10 protein-coding genes are annotated in these 9,566 nt (G+C 61.1%); 2 read left to right on the top strand and 8 right to left on the bottom strand.

Going from position 1 to position 9,566, the window contains the following annotated elements; translation table 11 throughout:
* Positions 1-484: 484 nt before the first annotated feature.
* From Q0G85_RS09775 to Q0G85_RS09740, 8 genes are all read right to left on the bottom strand, one after another.
* Complete coding sequence (locus tag Q0G85_RS09775; protein WP_297157446.1) at positions 485-1,015, bottom strand: hypothetical protein; 531 nt, start codon at positions 1,013-1,015, stop codon at positions 485-487.
* Positions 1,012-1,713 (bottom strand): HesA/MoeB/ThiF family protein, encoded by a 702-nt coding sequence (locus Q0G85_RS09770; RefSeq protein WP_297157443.1) that lies wholly within the window; start codon positions 1,711-1,713, stop codon positions 1,012-1,014. The genes Q0G85_RS09775 and Q0G85_RS09770 overlap by 4 nt, the downstream gene beginning before the upstream one ends.
* Before the next feature lie 126 nt (positions 1,714-1,839).
* Positions 1,840-2,571: a 4Fe-4S dicluster domain-containing protein gene (locus Q0G85_RS09765; protein WP_297157440.1), complete on the bottom strand. Its 732-nt coding sequence runs from the start codon at positions 2,569-2,571 to the stop codon at positions 1,840-1,842.
* Between the two features lie 2 nt (positions 2,572-2,573).
* The gene (locus Q0G85_RS09760) at positions 2,574-4,364 is read right to left on the bottom strand and encodes an NADH-ubiquinone oxidoreductase-F iron-sulfur binding region domain-containing protein (RefSeq protein ID WP_297157437.1); all 1,791 of its coding nucleotides are present in this window, start codon (positions 4,362-4,364) and stop codon (positions 2,574-2,576) included.
* The gene (locus Q0G85_RS09755) at positions 4,357-4,848 is read right to left on the bottom strand and encodes an NAD(P)H-dependent oxidoreductase subunit E (RefSeq protein ID WP_297157434.1); all 492 of its coding nucleotides are present in this window, start codon (positions 4,846-4,848) and stop codon (positions 4,357-4,359) included. Before Q0G85_RS09755 ends, Q0G85_RS09760 begins: the two co-directional genes overlap by 8 nt.
* A gap of 58 nt (positions 4,849-4,906) precedes the next feature.
* Positions 4,907-5,179, bottom strand: coding sequence for a MoaD family protein (locus Q0G85_RS09750; RefSeq protein ID WP_297157432.1), 273 nt, complete (start codon positions 5,177-5,179; stop codon positions 4,907-4,909).
* An 8-nt stretch (positions 5,180-5,187) separates the two neighbouring features.
* Positions 5,188-6,996, bottom strand: a complete 1,809-nt coding sequence (locus Q0G85_RS09745; protein ID WP_297157430.1) for an aldehyde ferredoxin oxidoreductase family protein — start codon at positions 6,994-6,996, stop codon at positions 5,188-5,190.
* 5 nt (positions 6,997-7,001) lie between these two features.
* Positions 7,002-7,472 (bottom strand): 4Fe-4S dicluster domain-containing protein, encoded by a 471-nt coding sequence (locus tag Q0G85_RS09740; protein WP_297157428.1) that lies wholly within the window; start codon positions 7,470-7,472, stop codon positions 7,002-7,004.
* Positions 7,473-7,621: 149 nt separating this feature from the next.
* On the opposite strand from Q0G85_RS09740, the gene Q0G85_RS09735 reads away from it, so the two are divergent.
* Both Q0G85_RS09735 and Q0G85_RS09730 read left to right on the top strand, forming a co-directional pair.
* Complete coding sequence (locus Q0G85_RS09735) at positions 7,622-8,659, top strand: Fic family protein (protein WP_297157424.1); 1,038 nt, start codon at positions 7,622-7,624, stop codon at positions 8,657-8,659.
* A gap of 321 nt (positions 8,660-8,980) precedes the next feature.
* The coding region (locus tag Q0G85_RS09730; RefSeq protein WP_297157421.1) for an asparagine synthase-related protein at positions 8,981-9,566 on the top strand (586 nt) is incomplete at its 3' end.

Raw genomic sequence — 9,566 nt, 5'->3', positions numbered from 1 at the left:
GGCCGTTTTCCTCGGGCGGGCTTCGCCCGCCCTCCGAAAACGGGTTGATACACCAACATTCGGGACGCTACCCGCCAAGAAAGCTTCTTTCTCAAAAAGCAGGCCCCGTGGACAAAAAATGGCGATATGTGAGCCTGGGAAGGGCGATGTCAGCGTCTGAGCCTGTGAAGCCCCGCATTTGCCCAGGTCGGATTTTTCGAAGTCAAGTTACCCTAATGCAACTCCTCACATATCGACAAATTCTGTCCACGGCTGCCCCGATTTCTTGAATTTCGAAAGCGAAAGCCCCGAATCAGCCCGAGCTCCTTAATCAGAAGTCCGGGAAGACCATCAAGGCAGTTCGGAAAACGGGGAAGTCCTCTCGAAGCGGCGTAGCCTTCCTTGCCCGAAGCGGGAAGGCCCCTTCGGGGCGGCTCGGGCTTCATCGATCAATCGGCTTTGGCTTCTTCGCCTATTTGGCAAGCCCAAGCGATCGCCGAACCGCCTAAGAAGCAAGCAACAGAAGCACGATCAGGGCGAGGATGCCCAGCACATAGGTGGCTCGCATGATATCGCGCGTCCTCTTCCCGATTCCCAGGTCACGAGCAAGGGATTTCGTCGCGATGCCCACATGCCAGGCAAGCGCAGCGAGCAGAAGAAGGAAAGGCACCTTCGCCTGATGGGAAAAAGCGAGAAGGTTCTCGGGGCAAAGGACGCAGATGAGATGCGCGGCAATCACCAGCGCCAAGACTGCTCCTGTGGTCCATTTCAGTACGAAGTGACGCTTTTTGCGGGAACTTGGCGGACGCTCCGTATCGGTCAACATCGAGGCGGTGGCGCCGGCGCTTGCAAACACGTGGATCCCTACTGCGCCAAACATGGCCCACGTAAGCCAAGGCACGTGGTTGACCAGGCCTTCAACAAAAAACGAAGCCGCCCCCAGCAGCGAGTGAGCAAGGAAGAAGACGGCAATCGCCGAGGCAACAAGCGCGTTGAACAGGCGCAGCTTCCCCGCGGGAGTGCTCGCGCGCCTCATCGCAGGGTCATCTCTTCCACGGATCCGAACAGAAGATCGATCATGAGCAGCCGATTTCGGAGAACATCTTGCTTGCCGAGCAGCACCTTGACAGCCTCCGCCGCCTGAAACGAGGCGACCACGCCCGCCGTAAAAGACAGGTTGCCCTCGGTTTTCTGCACCCCTTCCCCACCGTCGGCATCTTCGTGGGCGCCGTAGAGGGAAACGAAGGAAACATCGCCGGGAAACACGGCGCTCACCTGGCCGAACCAACCGGCAATGGCGCCGTATACAAGGGGGATGCCCGCCTCTTGACAGGCGCGGGCAAGCTGGAAGCGCGAAGCTACGTTATCGAGGCAATCCACCACACACTGGCATCCCGCGATGAGGGCGGCGGCGTTATCGCTGACCAAAAGCGTGTCTAGCGATTCGATCGCCACGCCCGAGTTCACCGCGCCCAAACGCTCGGCTGCCACTGCCACCTTCGCGCGGCCCAAGGAGTCCTCGGTGCAGAAAAGTTGGCGATTGAGATTGCTCTCTTCGAATACGTCGGCATCGACCAGGCGCAGGCTTCCCACGCCAACCCGGGCGAGATGTTCGGCCACGTAACCGCCCAGCCCGCCGCAGCCGATGACCGCAACCTTGCACCCCAAAAGCGCCTGGCATTCCCGATCCGACAGAGCCTGCCTATTGCGATCGTAGCGATGCTCGAATGCCATAGCGCTCCTTCCGCCGATATGTCCCATCATCATTGCGGCCGCGCACCCGTATCCCTGCACGAGCGCGCGGCCGCCTGGCAATATAGTCAGGCGCCTACACTCTTGCCCTACCACACAGCCGCAAACCTATATGAAACGATACGTCTGCGCCAGCTCGTCCGCAACCGATTTTCTGCGGCACGCATCGCACAGATCCACATCCGACATCTGCCGCGTACCTAGCACCCGACCGCATTCCTTGCAGCGAGAAAGCTCGAACGTGCGGTTCCAGATAGTGCGCGTCTCGGAATCTTCCGCGAACTCGATGCTGCCCGTAGGGCAAACGTTTGCGCAGCTCAAGCAACCAATACAATCACCGCTCGCCGCGCCATAGGGGGTGTTTACCTCCTTGTCGATGCCGCGGTTGACCGTAGAGATCGCCCCCGTCCCCATGCTCTCGCATGCTTGCACGCACAGCCCGCATAGGATGCACTTGCCCGCATCCAGCGCCTCGAGGCGCTCATAGCCCTCGCCCGCCCCCATGTGAGACGCCATCGCGGCCATAAGGTCGGACTCCTGCGCACGAGCAGCCAGCAGCGCCATGAGAACCTTGCGGTCCTGGACAATCTTGGGCGAATCGGTGTGCACCTCGCATTCTCCCTCTATGGGATACACGCAGGAGGTGACCACCTTAGAACGGCCACGCGCGACCACTTCCACGATGCACACGCGGCAGCATGCGCGGTGTTCGGGGAAAGCTTCGCTGCGGCAGAGCGCAGGAATCTCGATGCCGTTGCGCTTCGCCACGTCCCACAAGTATTCACCATGCTCAGCGGTGCAGGTCTTGCCATCGATCACGATTTCATACGTCCTAGCCATCGCTACCTCCCCTCCGTCAGCACTGCGTCGAAGTTGCAAACCTCACGGCAGCTGCCGCAAGCGATGCACGCAGCGGGATCGATAGCGTAGGGCTGCTTGCGCTCGCCTGAAATGGCATCGGCAGGGCACGCCTTGGCGCACATACCGCAACCCTTGCATTTCACAGGATCGATATCGAACCTGGTCAGCGCAGCGCAAACACCCGCGGGACAACGATGCTCGCCGATATGCGCCTCGTATTCCTCGCGGAAGAACTTGATGGTGGTCAGCACAGGGTTCGGCGCCGTGCGGCCCAAAGCGCACAAGGAAGCGTCCTGCATCATATGCCCGAGCTCTTCAAGCAGCTCGATGTCGCCCTCTTTGCCGCGACCTTCGCAAATCTCGTTGAGGATGAAGCACATCTGGCGCAGGCCCTCGCGACAGGGCGTGCACTTTCCGCAGCTTTCCTCGCACAGGAAATCGATGTAGTAGCGCGCGACTTCGACCATGCAGCTGCAATCGTCCATGACGATCATGCCGCCGGAGCCCATCATGGCGCCGTATTCAACCAGCGTGTCGAAGTCAACCGGCAGATCGAGCAGGCTTTCGGGGATGCAGCCGCCCGACGGGCCGCCCGTCTGGATGGCCTTGAAGGGACGGTCCTTGATGATGCCACCGCCGATATCGTAGATGAGGGTGCGAAGCGTGGTGCCCATGGGGACTTCAACAAGGCCTGTATGCTTGACCTTGCCCACCATGGCGAAAACCTTCGTACCCTTCGATTTCTCCGTCCCCAGCTTGGCGTATTCCTCCCCACCGTGGGCCAAGATGGTGGGAATGGACGCCAAGGTCTCGACGTTGTTCAGCACCGTGGGCTTCTCGAACAGGCCGCTTTGGACGCTGCGGATATACTTGGGCCGCGGCTCGCCCACCTTGCCCTCGATCGAATTCATAAGTGCCGTGGACTCTCCGCACACGAAGGCGCCGCCGCCGCGCACGATGCTCAGGTCCAGCTTGTGGTCGCTGCCCATGATGTGCTCGCCCAGGATGCCGGCAGCGTAGGCGTCGTCGATAGCGCGCTGGATATGCTCGCACGCCAACGCGTACTCGTCGCGGATGTAGAGCACACCCGTCTCGGCGCCGATGGCCAGCGCGCCGATGATCATGCCCTCGATAACGGCATGGGGGCTGCCCTCCATCGTGGAGCCGTCCATGAACGCGCCCGGGTCGCCCTCGTCGCCGTTGCACACGATGTACTTCGGCCACGCGTCGTAGCTTGCCGCACTGCGCCACTTGCGCCCCGCGGGGAAGCCGGCGCCGCCCTTGCCGCGCAGACCGCTCTTCTCCACTTCGGCGATGATCTCGTCAGGCGTCATGGTCAGCGCCCGCGCGAGCCCCTCATAACCGCCGGCGGCTTTGTACTCGTCCAAACTCAAAGGATCGATGATGCCCACGTCTTTCAGCACCACCTTGTGCTGGAGGCCGTAGAAGGGGTTGTCCGCCTGATGTTCATGGCGTTTTCCCTGTTCATCGCGATACAGAAGCTTCGCCACCGGGTCGCCCTCGAGTGAAGCGATAACAGCGGGCGCATCGGCGGGCTTCACCTTGTAGTACATGGTGTCGCGGGGCATGAGGCGCACAAGCGGGCCCTGTTCGCATTCGCCCGAGCAGCCCGTGCGGCATACCTTAAGCTCGACCTGGGCATTCGCGCCTTGCACGGCAATCTGCTCCTCCAGGGCGCTCGCCACATCGTAGGCGCCGTTGGCGATGCATCCGGTGCCGCAGCATACAAGTATTCTCTCCGTCCTAGTCATTGCCGGCCTCCCCTTCTTCGGCGTCCGCGAGGCGATAGCGCTCCACGATGCCGGGGACGTCTTCCAGCTTCAGCTTGTTGTGGTAGGTGCCATCGACCAGCATGACCGGCGCTAAGGCGCACGACCCCAGGCAGTTCACCATTTCCACGGAGAACATGCCGTCTTCGGTCGTTTCACCAGGGTCGATGCCCAGCTCGCGCTTAAGCCCCGTCGCGAGGTTCACCGAACCGCGGATATGGCACGCGGTGCCGTTGCAGATTTTGATGATGTGTCTGCCCTTCGGCTTCAAGGACAGGGCCTTGTAGAAGGTGGCCATGGAATACAGCTGGGCGACACCGCAGTTCAGGTGCTCGGCCAGGCAACGAAGCCCCTCCTCGGGAATGTAGTTGAACGCATGCTGCATATCCTGCATGGCGGCCAGCGCATAGCGGCGCTCGGCAGGATAAGACTGCACGATTCGGATGACTTCTTCGTCGGAAATCATGGGAGTCTCCTTCGCGCTTCGAAGGACGCGTGCTCGGCTCCCACCGCTTGTCGCGGCATCAGCCTCCCGCGACAAGCGGCGTCACGGCAACATAATCCTGCTCGGAAAGCGGGGTGCGCACGCCATTCAGGTGCTCGATATGGCGGCCGCACACCAACACGATGGCATCGCGTCCCTTATCGGTATGATCATCATTGAGCAGCAACCCCTGGAAACCGGGGTAGCGCTGCTCCAAAAGTTCCAGCAACTCCAAAACATCGCGAGGGGCGGGGAGGTCGATGCACCCCTGCCCCACAATCGTACGATATGTCGCGAAAAATTTGACGTTCATGCCATGCCTTACAGGCAAAGCTCCCGGAATTTGGCGTCAGTGGGGTCGCCCTCCGACGTCCAACCGCGAGCCTCGTAGTAGTCGGCCAGCATGACCTGGAGCTCCGCCACCTTACCCTTCGCAGGGCCGCTCGGCAGTTCTTCGCGCAAAAGACGCGGCGGCAGCGTGTCTTTCTCCACGCCGGCTGCCATGTTGAAGCGCTTCTCCAGGTTCCAGATGCGCTCGCCCTTGAGCAAGATCTCCTCGTCGGTCTCGTCGGTTCCCACAGCCTCGCGATAAAGCCCCGCAAGCTCGGGCAGACCCAAGGCGAACGTGGTGAACAGGCAGATGCCCGTGGAGTCGCAGAGAGCCGTGAGGTCCTGAAAAGTCTTCAGCAGCGCGCCCTTCCCTTCCGTGACCAGGGGGTCAGTCTTTACAGGCAGGCCCAAGACCTCGGGGGAGATCATGTAACCGCGCACGTGGCAGCCGCCGCGGTTGGAAGTGGCGTACTCAAGCGCGATGCCCTGGATGGCGCGGCCGTCGTAGGCGGGCATCTCCTGCTTTTTCACGGACATGGAAAGCTCGGGGTGCCCGTAGTGCTCGGCCAAACGGTAGGAGCCCTGCCCCAGCATTTTGCCGAACCCTTCGCCGTCAGCGGTCATGCGCACGCAGCGGACCATGGCGGCGGCGTCGCCGAAGCGCAGGGGGAAGCCGATGTCGCTCTCGGGGATATAGCCCGCCTCGAAAAGCTCCATGGCGCAGGCGACGGTGGCACCCAGCGTGATAGGGTCCATGCCCTCCTCGTTGCAGATCCAGTTGGCCTTCAGCACGGCGGCGATGTCGTCCACGCCGCAGTCGGCGCCGAAGCTCCAGCCCGCCTCGTATTCAGGTCCCTCACCAAAGCCATAGAACTCGCTCTCGTCGGGTTCTATCTTGGTCACGCGACCACATGCGATGGTGCAGCCGAAGCAGCCCTGGTTCTTTACAAGCGCGCTCTCGGCCAGTTTCTCGCCGGAAATCTCGTAGGCGTTCTCGAACACAGCTCCGTCGCGACCGTTGTTCTTGGGCAGACCGCCCACCTCGTTGATGATGTTCACCAAAATCTCGGTGCCGTAAGCCGCAAGGCCGGTGCCGCATACGGGATGCTCGCGCAAGATAGTGCGCGACTTCATGCTTTCCTCCAAGAAGGCCTGGCTACGGGCGACTTTTACGCTTCCCGTACCGCGCACCACGACTGCCTTCAGGTTCTTGGAGCCCATGACGGCACCCATGCCCCCGCGCCCAGCCGCGCGGTTTTTGTCGTTCATGACGCCCGCGAAGAGCACGCCGTTCTCGCCCGACGGCGCGATCGTCGCGATGCGGAACTTGCCCACTTCGGTCTCGAGCAAATCGGTGGTCTCGTGGACGTTTTTGCCCCACAGATGGCTGGCGTCGCGCAGTTCCACGACGTCGTCGTTTACGTAGAGATACACGGGATTATCGGCACGGCCCTCGAAAATGATGCCGTCATAGCCCGCGTATTTCAGTTCGGGTCCGAAATGTCCGCCCGAATTTGCGGCGCCGATGGTGCCCGTCAGAGGCGACTTCGACACCACTTCGTAGCGTCCTGCGGAAGGCGCGAACGTGCCCGTTAGAGCGCCGGTCATGAAAATCAGCTTGTTCTCGGGGGAAAACGGGTCGATCTTGGGGTCGACTTCGTTGCAGTAATACTTCGTGCCCAAACCGCGCGCGCCCACATAATCGTGAGCGTCCTGCATGTTCAAGGGCTCTTTCGCGATAGTTCCCGCGCTCAGATCGACGCGGAGGATGGTGCCTACCCAAGCATTTCCGATAGCCATAATCTTTAAGCCTCCTCGATAGCAGCCATGAGCTTGTCGGCCAAAAGCTGCTTCTTGCTCGGTGCCTCAACGGGATCGACAGCAGAGATGGCACCCGTGGGGCAGAACTTCACGCACATCGGGTCGCCGCCGCACAGATCGCACTTGATGACCTTCTTCTTAAGCGGCGAGTAGGAAATGTTCCCCAGGGGACAGGCGCTCACGCACATCTTGCATACGAGGCATTTCGCCGCGTCATGCTCCACCACGCCGGCGGCGTTGCGCACGAGCGCGCCCGTCGGGCACACCTTCGCGCAGGCGGACTCGTCGCACTGCATGCACATGACCGGAACGGTGATCGCCGCCTCCTCGTAATGGAAGACGGTGACGTTGGACAAGCGGGGGTTGAACTCGTCGAAGTGGCCGAATGAGCAAGCCAGCTCGCAGGAGCGGCAGGCTTTGCACTTCTTCGGGTCGACAACTAGCTGTAGCGCCATGAGGACTCCTTCTCTCGAAATAGCCTTGATACCATTTAAGCATGCGGTTGGGCAGGAAATTCGCCGCTTGACGAATTTGTGAAGCGATTGTGTTTTTCTGCCCAATTTCAGGTGATATGATTGGGCAGAAGACAGGGGAAGGAGCACCTATGAAGTCGTTCGCCTACGCTGCGATGCCCGCATCTGCCTACTCTGAGGAATGTTGGCGCCTCCATCAGACCCTCCACGAGAGCAAGGGGCGATTCTGTGCCCTGCGCACCCAGCACGAAGGGCAGCTCGCGAAGCTTGAAGCCCAGGCGCTGTTCGACAACGTGGACTCCTCCGCCCGCATCGACGGCATCTGCCTGGACCCTTCCCGCATCCAAGAGCTCATAGACGGCGCCGAGCCCGCGAGCGCGCGGGAGCGGCAAATCGCCGGATACGCCCGCACGCTGAAAGCGTTCCAGAAAGACCCTGACCGCTTCCCCATCGACGCCGCCACGTTTTTGGCTATGCATACCGTGCTCGTGGGCGCACCTTCTGGGAAGAAAAGCGCCTATCGCCAAAAGGACTACGTGAACATGATGATGGACGGGAAGGTCCAGCGCGTGCCGGCAAGCCCCATCTTAGCCTTCGAGACACCGCTTTACCTGGGATCAGCCTGCGACAACCTGGCCAGCGCCTTTGCCGACTCCGCCAGCCGCAAGCTCATGATGATTCCCACCTTCGCGGTGGACGTGATGTGCGTCAAGCCCTTTGACGAGGGAACAGGGCGCCTCGCGAGGCTGTTCTCGCTGCTGCTCATGGAGAAGGCGGGCTTCGACGTTTGCCGCTACGTGAGCATCGATCGGCTCTGCGAGCGACACGCGGGGGCGTACTACGAGGCACTCAACGCATGCCTTGGCAGCTGGGATACGAAAGAGTGCGACTACTCGCCGTTTGTGGAGCTGTGGCTGTCGCTTTTGAGCGAGGCATACCGGATGCTGCTCGCGGCGATGGAGAATGCGCCCGCAGGTTCGCCAACAAAGGCACAGCAAGTGAGGGACCTATTCGCCCTCCGTAGCAATCCGCTCACGAAAGCCCAGGTCGTTGCGGCCTTGCCCGATGTGTCGCTCTCCACTATCGAGAATGCGCTACGCGCGCTCGCGCAAGAAGGGTACTTGGAGAAGATCGGCGCAGGGCGCTCCACGGCGTATCTACGCAAGTGAGTTTGCCGGCAGCCCGCTCGCCTTCCCGAGCCTTCCGTGCCTTCCCGCGACTCGCGCCTCCCGCGCCTTCCCTCCGTCCATTTCCGCGCCCCGCGCTTTCCGTGCCTTCGAAGCGTTATTCCCAGCACCCGCGGGGATTTCCCCACTTGACTCGTTTCTCTATCGAAGAGCGAAACGATAGGCGAAAGCCACGGCGACACACTGCAAAATAATTTCTCTCGACGAAGCAAAATCGGGCTCGCGCTGCATATAATTGGGATAGTTATGTCATCTGCGCCCGCATGCGCCGGCGCATTCCCATCGACCTTGAAGGAGCTCTGCATGGATCCCAATCAGCGTCCCGACGACATGGTGCGCATCACCACCCCCGAACTTGCTCAAGCATTCATCGATGAGCAGGTAGCTGCAATCCGCGAGCAGATCGGCGACAAGAAAGTCCTGCTGGCGCTTTCCGGCGGCGTTGACAGCTCCGTGGTCGCGGCGCTTCTCATCAAGGCCATCGGCAAGCAGCTCATCTGCGTTCACGTGAACCATGGTCTTATGCGCAAGGGCGAAAGCGAGCAGGTCATCGACGTGTTCAAGAACCAAATGGACGCGAATCTGGTCTATGTGGACGCGGCTGATCGATTCCTCGGCAAACTTGTCGACGTGGACGAGCCCGAAGCCAAGCGCAAGATCATCGGCGCCGAGTTCATCCGCGTGTTTGAAGAGGAGGCCCGCAAGGTTGGCAACGAGGTCAGCTTCCTGGCGCAGGGCACCATCTACCCCGACATCCTCGAGTCAAAAGACGGCGTGAAGGCCCACCACAACGTCGGCGGCCTGCCCGACGACCTGCAGTTCGAGCTCTGCGAGCCCGTCAAGCTGCTGTTCAAGGACGAGGTCCGCGTCGTCGGCCGCGAGCTCGGCC

It is taken from the genome of uncultured Ellagibacter sp., from assembly GCF_934617235.1.
GTDB lineage: Bacteria > Actinomycetota > Coriobacteriia > Coriobacteriales > Eggerthellaceae > Ellagibacter.
The sequence above is the reverse complement of the archived record's forward strand: the minus strand, read 5'-3'. Positions and strand labels throughout refer to the sequence as shown.

What these genes read in the sequence shown, in the direction of transcription:
- Q0G85_RS09775 (WP_297157446.1), bottom strand. Translation starts at nt 1,015, where the DNA reads ATGAGGCGCGCGAGCACTCCCGCGGGGAAGCTGCGCCTGTTCAACGCG.
- Q0G85_RS09770 (WP_297157443.1), bottom strand. Translation starts at nt 1,713, where the DNA reads ATGGCATTCGAGCATCGCTACGATCGCAATAGGCAGGCTCTGTCGGAT.
- Q0G85_RS09765 (WP_297157440.1), bottom strand. Translation starts at nt 2,571, where the DNA reads ATGGCTAGGACGTATGAAATCGTGATCGATGGCAAGACCTGCACCGCT.
- Q0G85_RS09760 (WP_297157437.1), bottom strand. Translation starts at nt 4,364, where the DNA reads ATGACTAGGACGGAGAGAATACTTGTATGCTGCGGCACCGGATGCATC.
- Q0G85_RS09755 (WP_297157434.1), bottom strand. Translation starts at nt 4,848, where the DNA reads ATGATTTCCGACGAAGAAGTCATCCGAATCGTGCAGTCTTATCCTGCC.
- Q0G85_RS09750 (WP_297157432.1), bottom strand. Translation starts at nt 5,179, where the DNA reads ATGAACGTCAAATTTTTCGCGACATATCGTACGATTGTGGGGCAGGGG.
- Q0G85_RS09745 (WP_297157430.1), bottom strand. Translation starts at nt 6,996, where the DNA reads ATGGCTATCGGAAATGCTTGGGTAGGCACCATCCTCCGCGTCGATCTG.
- Q0G85_RS09740 (WP_297157428.1), bottom strand. Translation starts at nt 7,472, where the DNA reads ATGGCGCTACAGCTAGTTGTCGACCCGAAGAAGTGCAAAGCCTGCCGC.
- Q0G85_RS09735 (WP_297157424.1), top strand. Translation starts at nt 7,622, where the DNA reads ATGAAGTCGTTCGCCTACGCTGCGATGCCCGCATCTGCCTACTCTGAG.